The organism is Streptomyces sp. AgN23 (genome assembly GCF_001598115.1).
GTDB classification, from domain to species: Bacteria; Actinomycetota; Actinomycetes; order Streptomycetales; family Streptomycetaceae; genus Streptomyces; species Streptomyces antimycoticus.
In genome coordinates this window covers 4,553,761-4,569,300 of sequence record NZ_CP007153.1, presented here as the reverse complement: position 1 = coordinate 4,569,300, position 15,540 = coordinate 4,553,761, and the positions used below count along the sequence as shown (strand labels likewise).

10 protein-coding genes and 1 rRNA gene are annotated in these 15,540 nt (G+C 69.6%); 10 read left to right on the top strand and 1 reads right to left on the bottom strand.

Annotation, left to right across the window (positions count from 1 at the left end; translation table 11 throughout):
• The first annotated feature begins 125 nt into the window (after positions 1-125).
• The 7 genes from AS97_RS19575 (at position 126) to AS97_RS19545 (ending at position 8,156) form a co-directional block, all read left to right on the top strand.
• Positions 126-581 (top strand): DUF3499 domain-containing protein, encoded by a 456-nt coding sequence (locus AS97_RS19575; RefSeq protein ID WP_014061193.1) that lies wholly within the window; start codon positions 126-128, stop codon positions 579-581.
• 239 nt (positions 582-820) lie between these two features.
• On the top strand, positions 821-2,437 hold the full coding sequence (locus AS97_RS19570) for an L-lactate permease (RefSeq protein WP_059149237.1): 1,617 nt from the start codon (positions 821-823) through the stop codon (positions 2,435-2,437).
• 185 nt (positions 2,438-2,622) lie between these two features.
• Positions 2,623-3,981, top strand: a complete 1,359-nt coding sequence (locus AS97_RS19565) for a phosphomannomutase/phosphoglucomutase (RefSeq protein WP_125761777.1) — start codon at positions 2,623-2,625, stop codon at positions 3,979-3,981.
• 199 nt (positions 3,982-4,180) lie between these two features.
• Positions 4,181-4,363, top strand: coding sequence for a Trm112 family protein (locus AS97_RS19560; RefSeq protein WP_059149235.1), 183 nt, complete (start codon positions 4,181-4,183; stop codon positions 4,361-4,363).
• A gap of 78 nt (positions 4,364-4,441) precedes the next feature.
• A complete protein-coding gene (locus AS97_RS19555) occupies positions 4,442-5,749 on the top strand; it encodes an SIS domain-containing protein (protein WP_125761845.1) in 1,308 nt (435 codons plus the stop codon).
• Between the two features lie 181 nt (positions 5,750-5,930).
• Complete coding sequence (manA, locus tag AS97_RS19550; RefSeq protein WP_059149233.1) at positions 5,931-7,127, top strand: mannose-6-phosphate isomerase, class I; 1,197 nt, start codon at positions 5,931-5,933, stop codon at positions 7,125-7,127.
• 105 nt (positions 7,128-7,232) lie between these two features.
• Positions 7,233-8,156, top strand: coding sequence for a cation diffusion facilitator family transporter (locus tag AS97_RS19545; RefSeq protein WP_059149232.1), 924 nt, complete (start codon positions 7,233-7,235; stop codon positions 8,154-8,156).
• Between the two features lie 172 nt (positions 8,157-8,328).
• On the opposite strand, the gene AS97_RS19540 is transcribed toward AS97_RS19545, so the two are convergent.
• Positions 8,329-10,503: a fructose-specific PTS transporter subunit EIIC gene (locus tag AS97_RS19540; RefSeq protein ID WP_210565366.1), complete on the bottom strand. Its 2,175-nt coding sequence runs from the start codon at positions 10,501-10,503 to the stop codon at positions 8,329-8,331.
• A 413-nt stretch (positions 10,504-10,916) separates the two neighbouring features.
• Between AS97_RS19540 and ahcY the strand changes: the two genes are divergently transcribed.
• From ahcY to AS97_RS19525, 3 genes are all read left to right on the top strand, one after another.
• Positions 10,917-12,374 (top strand): adenosylhomocysteinase, encoded by a 1,458-nt coding sequence (gene ahcY, locus AS97_RS19535; protein ID WP_086710652.1) that lies wholly within the window; start codon positions 10,917-10,919, stop codon positions 12,372-12,374.
• Positions 12,375-12,507: 133 nt separating this feature from the next.
• A complete protein-coding gene (locus tag AS97_RS19530) occupies positions 12,508-13,146 on the top strand; it encodes a hypothetical protein (protein WP_210565365.1) in 639 nt (212 codons plus the stop codon).
• Positions 13,147-13,778: 632 nt separating this feature from the next.
• Positions 13,779-15,305 (top strand): 16S ribosomal RNA (locus AS97_RS19525).
• The last annotated feature ends 235 nt before the right edge of the window (positions 15,306-15,540 follow it).

The window sequence follows — 15,540 nt, the reverse complement described above, 5'->3', positions numbered from 1 at the left end:
GGTTCGAGTGCTGACCGGATTCGTTGCCGGCGGTTTTTGCCGTGCCGGAAGTCCGTGCTGGTCAACCGGTAAGTTCACGTTTCGGGTGCACGGGGCGAACCAGGACGACACGGCGGAGTGAGCTGGTGGAGAGTCGTCGCGGCCCGCTCAAGAGTGCGGTACCGTCCAACGTCGTGAGCCCTGTACGTCGCTGTTCGCGCACCGCCTGCGGCCGCCCCGCCGTCGCGACGCTGACGTACGTCTATGCGGACTCGACCGCCGTTCTCGGGCCGCTCGCCACCTACGCCGAGCCCCACTGCTACGACCTGTGCTCGGAGCACTCGGAGCGGCTGACCGCCCCGCGTGGCTGGGAGGTCGTCCGGCTCGCCATCGACACCGGTCCGACGCGGCCCAGCGGTGACGATCTGGAGGCGCTGGCCAACGCGGTCCGTGAGGCCGCACGCCCGCATGAGCGCGCTGCGGGGGCGGCGTCCGGTTCGGGAGGCTCCGGAGCCGGGAGCGGACACGGCGGCCGGGAGGGCGACCCGCGCGAGGTCGCGCGCCGCGGCCATCTGCGGGTCCTGCGGTCGCCCGAGTCCTGATCGGCTCCTCCCCGCACTTCTCCCGCGATCTTCCCGCACCTCCCCGCGATCTCCCCGCACTTCTCCCGCGACCTTCTCGTGAGCGTCTCGCGGTCCTCTCCGACCCCTTGTTCGGATCACTTGCTGACGGAGCATTGACTGTGACTTGGCGCGGACATGACCATGCGTGCACCCCAAGGTCCTCCGTTTCCGCATTACGGATGTGACCTTCCAGGGATGGCCCATGCCGGGAGGCCCGTGTGTTCGTGCAGCAGTTGGACCCCGTCGCCGATTCACTCTCCCTGTCCGCTCTCGTCGCCGCCCTTCCCCTCGTCACCGTCCTCGTCCTGCTCGGCGGGGTGCGGATGCGTGCCCACTACGCGGGCCCCATCGGGCTCGTCGTCGCCGCGCTCGTCGCCTGCCTCCCGTACGGGATGCCCGTCGGCCAGGCTCTGTCCAGCGCCCTCCAGGGGGCGCTCTTCGGTCTCTTCCCCATCATGTGGATCGTCGTCAACGCCCTGTGGGTGTACCGGATGACCGTCCGCACCGACCACTTCGACGTGCTGCGCCGCTCCTTCGGCCGGCTCTCGGACGACCCCCGCGTCCAGGCCCTCGTCATCGCCTTCTGCTTCGGTGCGCTCCTGGAGGCGCTCGCCGGGTTCGGCGCACCCGTGGCGATCTGCTCGGTCATGCTCGTGGCGCTCGGCTTCGACCCGGTGCGCGCCGCCGTCGTCGCGCTCGTCGCCAACACCGCGCCGGTCGCCTTCGGCGCCATGGCCACTCCCGTGGTGACGCTGGCTCAGGTCACGGGACTGCCGCTGGACTCCGTGGCCTCCGTCGTGGGCCGGCAGACCCCGCTGCTCGCCCTCGTGGTCCCGCTGCTGCTGGTCGCGCTCGTGGACGGCCGACGCGGGCTGCGCGAGACCTGGGCGCCCGCGCTGGCCTGCGGGGTGGCCTTCGCCGTCGCCCAGTTCACCGTCTCCAACTACCTCTCCGTCCAGCTCGCCGACATCGCGGCGGCGCTGGTCGGCGCGGCCGTGCTGGTGGCCGTGCCCGCCGCCCGGCGCCCCGCCGAGGAGCCGGTGCGCGCCGCCGTGCTCACCGGCGTACGCAGCGACGACCTGGACCGCGAGGACGCGCGCCCCGAGGTGCTGCGCGCCTACGCCCCGTACGCGCTCATCGTGGCGATCTTCTCCATCGCCCAGATCGGCCCGGTCAAGGATCTCCTGGCCAAGGCCACCCGTACCTTCGACTGGCCCTTCCTGGACGTCGCGGCGCCCGACGGAAAGCCGGTCGGCGCCAACGTCTTCTCGCTGCCCCTGATCGCCACCGGCGGCACCCTGGTGCTGGTGGCCGGGGTGGCCACCGTCGCCGTGCTGGGGGTGACCGCCCGCGACGCCGTGCGGGAGTGGACGGCCACGGTGCACGAGCTGCGTCATGCGATCCTTACGGTCACCTCGGTGCTCGCGCTCGCCTATGTCATGAATCTCTCCGGGCAGGCCGCCAGCATCGGGCACTTCGTCGCGGCCGCCGGGGCCGGGTTGGCCTTCCTCTCCCCGGTGCTCGGCTGGTTCGGCGTCGCCGTCTCCGGCTCGGACACCTCCGCGAACGCCCTCTTCGGTGCCCTCCAGGTGACCGCCGCCCATGAGTCCGGGCTCTCCCCGGATCTGCTCGCCGCCGCCAACAGCTCGGGCGGGGTGCTCGGCAAGATGATCTCCCCGCAGAACCTCACCATCGCCTGTGCGGCGGTCGGGCTGAAGGGGCGCGAGGGGGATCTGCTCCGTAAGGTGCTGCCGTGGAGCCTCGCCCTGCTGCTGGTGATGTGCCTCATCGTCGTCGCGCAGTCGTCGTTCCTGCTGAGCTGGATGCTGCCGTGACCCGGCCGGGGACGCCCGGCAGCCCGCCATGCTGCCGCGACCCGGCGCGGGACCCCGGCAGCACGCCGCGCGACGGGGCTCACAGTTCCGGCCCAGGTCCTGCGGGTAGGTTTTGAGGTCCGCAGGGACGTCCCCAGAGGCGTCCGCAGAGACATCTTCACCAGGACCTCCAGAAGGGGTTGGCTGTGCCCGACTTGTCGCAGATCGTGAAGGCGTACGACGTGCGCGGTGTGGTCCCGGACCAGTGGGACGAGTCGCTCTCGGAACTCTTCGGCGCCGCCTTCGCCCGGGTGACCGGCGCGGACGCGATCGTCGTCGGCCATGACATGCGCCCCTCCTCGCCCGGTCTGGCGCGGGCCTTCGCGCGCGGTGCCGCCTCGCTCGGGGTGGATGTGACCGAGATCGGGCTGTGCTCGACCGATCAGCTCTACTTCGCGAGCGGACATCTCGACCTGCCCGGCGCGATGTTCACCGCCAGCCACAACCCCGCGCAGTACAACGGCATCAAGATGTGCCGCGCGGGCGCCGCCCCCATCGGCCAGGACACCGGGCTCGCCGACATCCGCGCCCTGGCCGAGGAATGGGCCGACAGCGGCGCGCCCGAGCCCGCCGCCGAGGCCGGCACCATCACCCAGCGGGACGTCCTCGCCGACTACGCCGCCCATCTGCGCTCGCTGGTGGACCTGACCGCCATCCGGCCGCTGAAGGTCGTCGTGGACGCGGGCAACGGCATGGGAGGCCACACCGTCCCGACCGTCTTCGAGGGGCTCCCGCTCGAGCTCGACGCCCTCTACTTCGAGCTGGACGGCACCTTCCCCAACCACGAGGCCAACCCGCTCGACCCCAAGAACATCGTCGATCTGCGGGCCCGGGTCCTGGAGACCGGCGCGGACCTCGGGCTCGCCTTCGACGGCGACGCCGACCGCTGCTTCGTCGTGGACGGGAGCGGCGAGCCGGTGTCGCCCTCCGCCATCACCGCCCTGGTCGCCGCCCGCGAGCTGGGCAAGCACCCGGGCGGGACGGTCATCCACAACTGCATCACCTCGTGGTCGGTCCCGGAGGTCGTCAAGGAGAACGGCGGCGCCCCCGTCCGCACCCGCGTGGGGCACTCCTTCATCAAGGCCGAGATGGCCCGCACCGGCGCGATCTTCGGCGGTGAGCACTCCGCGCACTACTACTTCCGCGACTTCTGGAACGCCGACACCGGCATGCTGGCCGCCCTGCACGTTCTGGCCGCGCTCGGCGGCCAGAAGGGCCCGCTGTCGGAGTTGGTGGCGCAGTACGACCGGTACGCGGCCTCCGGGGAGATCAACAGCACCGTCGACGACCAGACCGGGCGCATGGAGGCGGTCAAGGCGGCGTACGAGGGCCGCGAAGGCGTCGAGCTCGATGAACTCGACGGCCTTACGGTCACCGCCGCCGACTGGTGGTTCAACCTCCGCCCCTCCAACACCGAGCCGCTGCTGCGGCTGAACGTGGAGGCGCGGGACGCGGAGCGGGTGGCCGCGGTCCGCGACGAGGTCCTCTCCATCGTCCGCGCGTAAGCCTTACGGCGCCCCCCGCGCGGACCCCGCGGACGTTCGCGTCCTTACGGCGGTCCGCACGCGGGGCGCACGGCGTTGCCGGAGCCCGGGGCGAGCCCCCGGGCTCCGCCGCCCACCGGCCGCGCCCCGCCCCCGCCCGGCGGTACGCTGACCACGCCGGGCCGATGTCCGGCTGGACCCATACCCGAAGGGACGCCCCATGCCGCTCGAAGCCGGTCTTCTGGAGATCCTCGCCTGCCCGGCGTGCCACGCCCCGCTGCGCGAGGAGCAGTCGCCGGAGACCCCCGAGCTGGTGTGCACGGGCGAGGGGTGCGGTCTCGCGTACCCCGTCCGGGACGGCATCCCCGTGCTGCTCGTCGACGAGGCCCGCCGCCCGGCCTGACCCGGCGGCCCGCCGGAGCCCCAGCCCCGCGCGGTCCCGCGCGTACCGCCCGCCACGGCGATCGGAGGCCGAAGCACGATGCTCGACGAATCCCTCCTCGACGCCCCAGAGGCCCTAGCCCGCGCCGATAGCCGCGAGCTGCTGCGCGGAGCCGCCGAATCCGGCGCCCGCATCCGCACCGCCGCCCGGCACGCCACCGAGGCGGGGATCGGCGACCTCAAGCCGGACGGGCGGCCGCGCGCCGTCATGGTCGCGGGCCCGGGGGCGGCCGGAACCTGCACCGCCGACCTCCTCGGGGCGCTCAGCGGGGGCAACTGCCCGGTCAGCCTGATCGGGCCCACCGGCGTGGCCCCCGCACCGGGCGCCCTGCGCTGGACGCTGCCCGGCTGGGCAGGCCCGCTCGACCTGCTGGTCGTCGCGACGCCGGACGGAACGGAACCGGGCCTTCCGCGCCTGGTCGAGCAGGCGTACCGCCGCGGCTGCGCGATCGTCGCGGTCGCCCCGGCACAGTCCCCGCTGGCCGACGCGGTCGCGCAGGCGCGCGGCCTGATGGTGCCGCTGGCCACGGCGCCGTACGCCTCGGCCCCGTACGCCACGGGCGGGTACAGCACCGATCCGTACCGCAGGGACCCGCACGCGCCCGGCGCGGCCGAGGACGACGACACCGCCCGCGCCGAGGGCGCCCTGGGGGATGCCCCCGGCTCGTACGGGACGCCTTCCGTCCCGCACCCCGTGGAGCCGCCCGGCACCGCCCCCGACGAGATGGCCGGCCCCGCGCTGCCCGGCACGCTGTGGGCCCTGCTCACCCCGCTGCTCCTGCTGGTCGACCGGATCGGCCTGGTGTCCGCGTCGCCCGCCGCGCTGCTGCAGGTCGCCGACCGGCTCGACCAGGTCGCCGAGCGTTGCGGCCCGGCCATCGCCACCTACACCAACCCCGCCAAGACGCTCGCGGCCGAGCTCGCCGGGGCGCTTCCGCTGCTGTGGACCGAAGGCCCGGTCGCCGCCGCGACCGGACGGCGCTTCGCGCGGCTGCTGGCGTCGCTCGCCGGGCGGCCCGCGCTCGTCGCCGAGCTCCCGGGGGCGCTCGCCGCGCATGGCGCGATGCTGACCGGGGCGTTCGCGGGCGGGGCCGACCCGGACGACTTCTTCCGCGACCGGGTGGAGGAGGCCGAGGCGCTCCGCGCCCGGATCGTGCTGCTCCACGAGGAGCCGGTGGGCCCGGTCTCGGCGGTGCCGACCGCCCGGGAGTTCGCACTGGCGCATGACACCGCGTTCAGCGAGCTGGAGCCGGCCGAGGGCACCCCACTGGAGCGTGCCGCGGAACTTCTCGCCATCACGGATTTCGCCGCCGTTTACCTCGCGCTCGCTTCGGCCGATAGGACTTGACGCCGTCGGAGCGCTGACGTCGTGGACCACGACAACGTGCACGCCGTAGACCTCGACAACGTGACGCCGTAGACCTCTGGATCAGACTTCCAGAACGTGACGCCCGTAAGACCACGCAACGTCGTAAGACCACGCACCACCCGCCCCACGTCCCTCACTGCACAGTCAGGAACCGCACCGCATGGACCGCCTCGTCAACACCGTGCGCCCCTACGCCTGGGGCTCCACCACCGCCATCCCCGAGCTGCTGGGCGTCCGGCCGACCGGGGAGCCGCAGGCCGAGATGTGGATGGGAGCACACCCCGGGGCGCCGTCCCGGGTCGATCGGGGCACGGGCCCCGTCGCGCTCTCCGAGGTGATCGCCGCGGATCCCGAGGGCGAGCTCGGCGCCGACGCCGTAAGCCTCTTCGGGCCGCAGCTGCCGTTCCTGCTGAAGGTGCTGGCCGCCGCCTCGCCGCTGTCGCTCCAGGTCCACCCCGACCTCGAGCAGGCCAAGGAGGGCTACGCGGACGAGGAGGAGCGCGGCGTTCCGGCCGACGCCCCGCATCGCAACTACAAGGACGCCAACCACAAGCCCGAGTTGATATGCGCGCTCACGCCGTTCAACGGGCTGTGCGGCTTCCGCGACCCGAACGAGGCGGCCGAACTGCTGGCCGCCCTGGAGGTCGACTCGCTCAAGCCGTACGTCGACATCCTCCACGCCCACCCGGAGTCGCACGCCCTGCGCGAGGTGCTGACCGCCGTACTGACGGCCGACCGGGAGGCGATGACGGAGACCGTAAGGCAGGCCGCGGCCGCCGCCGAGCGGCTCGGCGCGCTGGACGGGCCGCACGCCCCGGCGTACGCGGCGTACGCGTCCATCGCGCAGCACTACCCGGGCGACCCCGGGGTGATTGCCGCGATGCTGCTCAACTTCGTGACCCTCCAGCCCGGCGAGGCGCTCTACCTCGGCGCCGGCGTACCGCACGCCTATCTCGACGGCCTGGGCGTCGAGATCATGGCCAACTCCGACAATGTGCTGCGCTGCGGGCTGACGCCCAAGCATGTGGACGTCCCCGAGCTGCTGCGCATCGTCCGCTTCGAAAGCGCCGCCCCCGCCGTGCTCCGGCCCGAGGCGGACCTCTCCGGTGAGGAGCTCTACACCACCCCGATCGGCGAGTTCCGGCTCTCCCGCCACGTCCTGGCCGACGGCGCCGCTGCGCGCCCGCTGCCGGCGACCGGCCCCCAGATCCTGCTGTGCGCCTCGGGTGAGGTCTCGCTGCGCGGCGCGGAGGGCGAACTCCCGCTGAAGCGCGGGGAGTCGGCCTTCGTACCGGCCGGCGAGGAGGTCGTACTGGGCGGCGATGGCACTGTGTTCAGGGCCACAGTGACCGCCTGACGTACGGCCCGTTCGAGGGACTGGAACAATGGCCCGCCGTGAGGCGGTAAAGCGCTGGCAAAGCCGCCATGAGCTGTAACGAAGCGGAAGGGACATTCGGCACATATGAGTGCATCAGGCGGAACCAAGGCGATTGTTGCCGCGCTGGGCGCGAACCTGGCTATCGCCGCAGCCAAGTTCGTGGCGTTCGCCTTCAGCGGCTCGTCGTCGATGCTCGCCGAAGGCGTGCACTCGCTCGCCGACTCGGGCAACCAGGGACTGCTGCTCCTCGGCGGGAAGAAGGCCAAGCGCGAGGCCACCCCGGAGCACCCCTTCGGCTACGGCCGCGAGCGCTATATCTACGGCTTCCTCGTCTCCATCGTGCTGTTCACCATCGGCGGTGTCTTCGCGCTGTACGAGGGCTACGAGAAGATCAAGCATCCCCATGAGGTGGAGCACTGGTACTGGCCGGTGGGAGTGCTCGTCTTCGCGATCATCGCCGAGGGCTTCTCCTTCCGTACGGCCATCAACGAGTCCAACGAGATCCGCGGCGAGCTGAGCTGGTCGCAGTTCGTGCGCCGGGCCAAGGCCCCCGAGCTGCCCGTCGTCCTCCTGGAGGACTTCGGCGCCCTCATCGGCCTGGTCCTCGCGCTCGGCGGCGTCGGGATCGCGCTGCTGACCGGCGACGGCGTCTGGGATGGCATCGGCACCCTCTGCATCGGCGTCCTGCTGGTGCTGATCGCCCTGGTGCTCGCGGCCGAGACCAAGTCGCTGCTGCTGGGTGAGGCGGCCGACGTCAACGAGGTCGCCAAGATCCGCGAAGCGGTCGTGGACGGCGAGACCGTCACCAGGGTGATCCACATGCGCACGCTCCACCTCGGCCCCGAGGAGCTGCTGGTGGCCGCCAAGATCGCGGTGCAGCACGACGACACGGCGGCGGAGGTCGCCCGCGCGATCGACGCCGCGGAGGCACGCATCCGCGAGGCAGTCCCCATCGCCCGCGTGATCTACCTGGAACCGGACATCTTCCGGACATCCCCGACCACCTGACCGGCACAGCCGGTTTGTGGGCATTCGTTCCTCCCCCAGCTACCGCTGGGCGGTGCCCCCTGGCGGAACGGGTGGGCACAAACCGGCCACCGGCCCGCACCCGGAAGCGCGCCCCGGCCGCCGACGGCATACACCGCACACGCGACCGGGGCGCACCTGCCCATGAGGGGACCTACTCGATCTCCCCGAGCACCCGCAGAATCGCCCCCACATCCGCCGCCCCCAGCAACCGCTCCCGGAACTCGGCGCCCATCAACTTGCGCGACAGCAGCGCCAGAATCCGCAGATGCTCATCGCCCGCGGCCGCCTCCGGCACCGCGATCATGAACACCAGCCGGGCCTTCGTGCCGTCCGGCGCGCCCCACTCGATGCCCTCGGGGGAGCGCGCGAAGCCAACGACCGGAGCCGTCACCGCGTCCGTCTTGGCATGCGGAATCGCGATCTCCTCGCCAAGGCCGGTGGTGCCCTGGTCCTCCCGGGCGAACGCGGCCCGGACCAGCTCCGCCGTATCCGCCACCTTGCCGGTCGCGGCCAGCAGTTCGGCCATCTCGCGGATCGCGGCGTCCTTACCGTCCGCTGCCAGCCGCTCCCTCACGGTCTGCTCGGTGAGATAGCCGGACAGCACCTGGCCCCCGGCCTCGGGAGCGGCCTCGGCTGCCTCGGGAGCCGCCTCGGCCTTACCGCCGTCCCGCGGCTCCGCGGCCGAGACGGACGCGGCCTTAGGCGCAGTCGCGTCAGGGGCGGCCACGGCAGCGCTCGCCGCCCCCGTACCGCCCCCGCTGCCCACCCCGGCCAGCACCGGCGCACCCGCCGGCGACGGAGCCGAGGAAGCGGCTTCCCCAGCCACCGCGGCCTCCGCCACACCCCCGGCACCCGCATCCGCATCGGCACCCCGCCCGACGCCACCCACAGACATCAGCGCAATCGTGACCAGCGCCGTAACCGCCGTACCGACGACAACCGCGACGAAGAACATCGGCACCCCGCCGACCGCGCCGAGCACCGCGACGATCGGCCCGCCGTGCGGCACGTTGTCCTCGACCGACGCCACCCCGGCTATCGCCCCGGCGACCGCGCCGCCCAGCATGTTCGCCGGGATGACCCGCGCCGGACGCGCCGCGGCGAACGGAATCGCGCCCTCGGTAATGCCGAAGAAGCCCATGAAGAGCGCCGCGAGCCCGGTCTCCCGCTCCTGGTCGTCGAACATCCGGCGGCGCAGCAGCGTGGCCAGCCCCTGGCCCAGCGGCGGAACCGGAATGGCCGCCGCACACGCCCCCATGACCTCGGGGTTCTTGGACACCAGCCCCGCGCCGAAGAGGAACGCGGTCTTGTTGACCGGACCGCCCATGTCGAACGCGATCATCAGCCCGAGGATGATGCCGAGCAGCGCCGCGCTGGTGCCGGTCAGTCCGCCGAGCCAGTCGGTGAGGCGCTCGAAGACCCAGGAGATCGGTTCGCCGAGGACATAGATGAAGAAGAGGCCGAGCGCCGAGGTCGCCACGATCGGGATCACGATGATCGGCATGATCGGCTGGACGAACTTCGGAACCTTGACCCGCTTGATCCACAGCACCAGATAACCGGCCAGGAAGCCGGTGACGATCGCCCCGATGAAGCCGGCGCCCGCCTCGCTGTCGTACAGCTCGCCGTGGGCCGCGATCCAGCCGCCCACCATGCCCGGCACCAGCGCTGGCCGGTCCGCGATGGCGTAGGCGATATAGCCGGACAGGGCCGGGATCATCAGCTCGAAGCCGATGCTCCCGATGTCGTTGACCGTCTTCCAGAAGGAGTCGTCGGGGATGACGATGCCCTTGGACGTCGTATCACCGCCCAGGGCGAGCGAGACCGCGATCAGCAGACCGCCGACCACGACGAATGGGATCATGTACGAGACGCCGTTCATGAGCGCCTTATAGGTGACGCTGCGCCCCTTACCGCCGCCGGAAGCCGCCGGGGCGGCGCCGCGCTCGGCCTCATGGCCGTCGCCCTGGTACACCGGCGCGTTGCGCACCTGCTCGATCAGCCGCTCCGGGCGGTGGATGCCGTCGGCGACCGCGACGACGAGCACTCTCTTGCCGATGAAACGGCTGCGGTCGACGTCCTTGTCGGCGGCGATGATGACGCCGTCGGCCTGGCTGACATCGTTGTCAGACAGCACGTTCTCGGCCCCGATCGAGCCCTGGGTCTCCACTTTCATGCTGTGGCCGAGTGACTCCGCCGCCTGAGCCAGCTTCTCAGCGGCCATATAGGTGTGGGCGATACCCGTGGGACAGGCGGTCACCGCGAGCAGCTTGAGCCCCGGTCCGCTGGCCCCCGCACCGTTGGGGGGATCGGCTGGACTGGTCACGTGGTTCTCCTTAACAACGCATTGAGCGGGCGCGGAAGGCTGCCAGCGTCCCCGCGCTCGCGGCATCGTGCAATACATATGGCCAGGATCAAAGCGACGGGGTGAGCCACCGGGGCTCCCCGAGCGGCGTGGCCGTCGGCGCAGGTCATGGCCTTACGGCCGAAGATGGCCCATGGGGGCTGGGGTTCGCTGCGCCGATCGGTGTAGATTCGTGACCGAGCCAGACGTCGCTGCTGATGGCGGTCGGGCGGCCCGTTGCACCGGGTCGGCCGAGGGAGAGAGGGCCTCCGACGGACTGCGCACTGTGAGGTAGAAGGGGACAGGTGTGCCCGCTGTGCGGGGCCCTGCCCAGCGCCTCACATGCCCAGCCGAAACCACTCTCGCTCGCACACGATCGAGGAGGAGCAGCACTCATGACGACAGCCGTCTCCGGTCAGGACTTCAAGGTCGCAGACCTCTCCTTGGCTGCCTTCGGCCGTAAGGAGATCACCCTCGCCGAGCATGAGATGCCCGGCCTGATGGCGATCCGTAAGGAGTACGCCGAGCAGCAGCCCCTGGCCGGCGCCCGTGTCACCGGCTCCCTGCACATGACCGTGCAGACCGCCGTGCTGATCGAGACCCTGGTCGCCCTCGGCGCCGAGGTCCGGTGGGCCTCCTGCAACATCTTCTCCACCCAGGACCACGCCGCGGCCGCGATCGCCGTCGGTCCGAACGGCACTGTGGAGAACCCGCAGGGCATCCCGGTCTTCGCCTGGAAGGGCGAGACCCTGGAGGAGTACTGGTGGTGCACGGAGCAGGCCCTGACCTGGCCCGGCACCCCCACCGGCGGACCCAACATGATCCTGGACGACGGTGGCGACGCCACCCTCCTCGTCCACAAGGGCGTCGAGTACGAGAAGGCCGGCGCCGCCCCTGACGTCGCCACCGCCGAGAACGACGAGCACCGCGTCATCCTCGAGCTGCTGAACCGCACCATCGCCGAGAACCCGCAGAAGTGGACGCAGCTGGCCTCCGAGATCCGCGGGGTCACCGAGGAGACCACCACCGGCGTCCACCGCCTCTACGAGATGCAGCGGGACGGTTTGCTGCTCTTCCCGGCGATCAACGTCAACGACGCGGTGACCAAGTCCAAGTTCGACAACAAGTACGGCTGCCGCCACTCTCTGGTCGACGGCATCAACCGTGCGACCGACGTGCTGATCGGCGGCAAGGTCGCGGTCATCTGCGGCTACGGCGATGTGGGCAAGGGCTGCGCCGAGTCGCTGCGCGGCCAGGGCGCCCGGGTGATCATCACCGAGATCGACCCGATCTGCGCGCTGCAGGCCGCGATGGACGGCTACCAGGTCGCCACCCTGGACGACGTGGTGGAGACCGCCGACATCTTCATCACCACGACCGGCAACAAGGACATCATCATGGCCGCGGACATGGCCAAGATGAAGCACCAGGCGATCGTCGGGAACATCGGCCACTTCGACAACGAGATCGACATGGCCGGCCTCGCCGCCCTCCCGGGCATCGTGAAGGACGAGGTCAAGCCGCAGGTCCACACCTGGACCTTCCCCGACGGCAAGACGCTCATCGTGCTCTCCGAGGGCCGTCTGCTGAACCTCGGCAACGCGACCGGTCACCCCTCGTTCGTGATGTCCAACTCGTTCGCGAACCAGACCATCGCCCAGATCGAGCTCTTCACCAAGCCGGAGTCGTACCCGACCGACGTCTATGTGCTCCCCAAGCACCTGGACGAGAAGGTCGCCCGCCTCCACCTGGACGCGCTCGGGGCGAAGCTGACCACGCTCCGGCCCGATCAGGCCGCCTACATCGGCGTCCCGGTCGAGGGCCCGTACAAGCCCGAGCACTACCGTTACTGATCGCACCCGCTGATCGCACCGGCGCCGCCGACCGCACGGTCGGCGGCCGCTGACCCGGCCCCGCCCCGGCGGGGCCCCAGGGCCCGTCCGCGCCGTCCGGCCGGGCGGGCCCGACGCTCGTCAAGGACCTCACATGCCCCACGGCCGCTACTCGCTCCACGACCCGCATGACCACACCCCGCTGGGTGAGGAGCACTTCCAGTGCGCGCCCGGCCCCAGCGGATGGCGCTATGTCGCACAGCGGACCTCACCTTCCGGCGATCACGCCGGGTCCGTGGACCTCACCCTCGACGAACTGGGCCGGCCGCTCAGGGTCGAGCTGCACGCGGCGAGCTGGCAGGTCAAGGGCGCCGCACTGGACGGCGTCACCTGGGTCCGCACGGATCCCACCGGGGAGCACGCGACCGAGGGCAATGTCGGCGCCCACGCCTTCACCGGTGCTTCCCCCGCCTTCCTGGTCGCCATCTCCCGCCTGCTGCGGCTGGAGCCGGGCGCCGGGGCCGTCCGCGTCCGCCTCGTGGCCTTCACCGATCCGGTCCTCGCGCCCCTGACCCTGGACCAGTCCTGGGCACTCCGCGGCCGAGCCGGACACACCACGGACACGGGCCCACTCGTGGTGGATGAATACGAGGTCAGCGAGCTGGACACCGGAGAGGTCCGGACGGTCCATATCGCCGGCGACGTGGTGCTCGCCGCCCCCGGCATCGAGCTGGAGGATCTGGAGAGCCCGCCGTCGTCCTTCGCGGCCCGACCGCTGCAGCACCCCCTCTGACCTGCGACGTTCAGAAGTTTCTGGGATTCCCTTGACGCGGGGAGCACGGCTGCGTAGGTTGGAATGTCGCGGCGGACGGAGAGCCCAGGCCCTCCGGTGACGCCACACAACGAAAGTTCCCTGGGGTCCTTGACAAGGTCCGCCCGGGGAGGTAGGTTTAAACGGTTGTGGTGAGCAGTGTCTGCTCACTCACAGACGTTTAATCTGAACTCGCTCCGCAGGCGGATGGAAATCCAACGGAGCACCTTTGACACCCGCGGACATCATCCGAAGCCGATTAGGTTCGGCGGATGCGTGTCTGCTAAAGTCGAGAACACGCCGAAAGGCAAAGGCCCCCCCAATGGCCACCGGAATCAGAATTCGGACCGGAAACGGACCGAAAAAGAATCTGGTAAGGTTGGAAACACCGAAGGGAAGCGCCCGGAGAAACCGGTGAAACGGTTACGAAGGAAGCGTCCGTTCCTTGAGAACTCAACAGCGTGCCAAAAGTCAACGCCAGATATGTTGATACCCCGTCCATCTCGGACGAGGTTCCTTTGGAAAAATACACAGCGAGGACGCTGTGAGCGGACTGGATTATTCCTCCGGTCTGCTCCGCTCTCGTGATGTGTTGCCGGGATATCCCGGAAGCATTCACGGAGAGTTTGATCCTGGCTCAGGACGAACGCTGGCGGCGTGCTTAACACATGCAAGTCGAACGATGAACCGGTTTCGGCTGGGGATTAGTGGCGAACGGGTGAGTAACACGTGGGCAATCTGCCCTGCACTCTGGGACAAGCCCTGGAAACGGGGTCTAATACCGGATATGACACGCTCCCGCATGGGATGCGTGTGGAAAGCTCCGGCGGTGCAGGATGAGCCCGCGGCCTATCAGCTTGTTGGTGGGGTGATGGCCTACCAAGGCGACGACGGGTAGCCGGCCTGAGAGGGCGACCGGCCACACTGGGACTGAGACACGGCCCAGACTCCTACGGGAGGCAGCAGTGGGGAATATTGCACAATGGGCGAAAGCCTGATGCAGCGACGCCGCGTGAGGGATGACGGCCTTCGGGTTGTAAACCTCTTTCAGCAGGGAAGAAGCGAGAGTGACGGTACCTGCAGAAGAAGCGCCGGCTAACTACGTGCCAGCAGCCGCGGTAATACGTAGGGCGCAAGCGTTGTCCGGAATTATTGGGCGTAAAGAGCTCGTAGGCGGCTTGTCGCGTCGGATGTGAAAGCCCGGGGCTTAACCCCGGGTCTGCATTCGATACGGGCAGGCTAGAGTTCGGTAGGGGAGATCGGAATTCCTGGTGTAGCGGTGAAATGCGCAGATATCAGGAGGAACACCGGTGGCGAAGGCGGATCTCTGGGCCGATACTGACGCTGAGGAGCGAAAGCGTGGGGAGCGAACAGGATTAGATACCCTGGTAGTCCACGCCGTAAACGTTGGGAACTAGGTGTGGGCGACATTCCACGTCGTCCGTGCCGCAGCTAACGCATTAAGTTCCCCGCCTGGGGAGTACGGCCGCAAGGCTAAAACTCAAAGGAATTGACGGGGGCCCGCACAAGCGGCGGAGCATGTGGCTTAATTCGACGCAACGCGAAGAACCTTACCAAGGCTTGACATACACCGGAAACCTCTGGAGACAGGGGCCCCCTTGTGGTCGGTGTACAGGTGGTGCATGGCTGTCGTCAGCTCGTGTCGTGAGATGTTGGGTTAAGTCCCGCAACGAGCGCAACCCTTGTTCTGTGTTGCCAGCATGCCTTTCGGGGTGATGGGGACTCACAGGAGACTGCCGGGGTCAACTCGGAGGAAGGTGGGGACGACGTCAAGTCATCATGCCCCTTATGTCTTGGGCTGCACACGTGCTACAATGGCCGGTACAATGAGCTGCGAAGCCGTGAGGTGGAGCGAATCTCAAAAAGCCGGTCTCAGTTCGGATTGGGGTCTGCAACTCGACCCCATGAAGTCGGAGTCGCTAGTAATCGCAGATCAGCATTGCTGCGGTGAATACGTTCCCGGGCCTTGTACACACCGCCCGTCACGTCACGAAAGTCGGTAACACCCGAAGCCGGTGGCCCAACCCTTGTGGGGGGAGCCGTCGAAGGTGGGACTGGCGATTGGGACGAAGTCGTAACAAGGTAGCCGTACCGGAAGGTGCGGCTGGATCACCTCCTTTCTAAGGAGCGCATAGCCGACTGCGAGCGCATGTCTCGCACGGTTTGCTCATGGGTGGAACGTTGACTATTCGGCACGGCCATCTGGTCCGCTGTCTCTAGTACTGCCTCTTCGGGGCGTGGAACGGGACTGTTGGATTCGAGGGTCGGGCCGGGCACGCTGTTGGGTGTCTGAGGGTACGGGCTGGAAAGTTGCCTGTTCCTTCGGCCGGTCCCGGTGAACCATGCGGAAGTGTG

Excerpts from the sequence above, each read along its gene's own strand:
- AS97_RS19560 (WP_059149235.1), top strand. The coding sequence starts at position 4,181 with ATGCCGCTCGAAGCCGGTCTTCTGGAGATCCTCGCCTGCCCGGCGTGC.
- AS97_RS19555 (WP_125761845.1), top strand. The coding sequence starts at position 4,442 with ATGCTCGACGAATCCCTCCTCGACGCCCCAGAGGCCCTAGCCCGCGCC.
- manA (WP_059149233.1), top strand. The coding sequence starts at position 5,931 with ATGGACCGCCTCGTCAACACCGTGCGCCCCTACGCCTGGGGCTCCACC.
- AS97_RS19545 (WP_059149232.1), top strand. The coding sequence starts at position 7,233 with ATGAGTGCATCAGGCGGAACCAAGGCGATTGTTGCCGCGCTGGGCGCG.
- ahcY (WP_086710652.1), top strand. The coding sequence starts at position 10,917 with ATGACGACAGCCGTCTCCGGTCAGGACTTCAAGGTCGCAGACCTCTCC.
- AS97_RS19530 (WP_210565365.1), top strand. The coding sequence starts at position 12,508 with ATGCCCCACGGCCGCTACTCGCTCCACGACCCGCATGACCACACCCCG.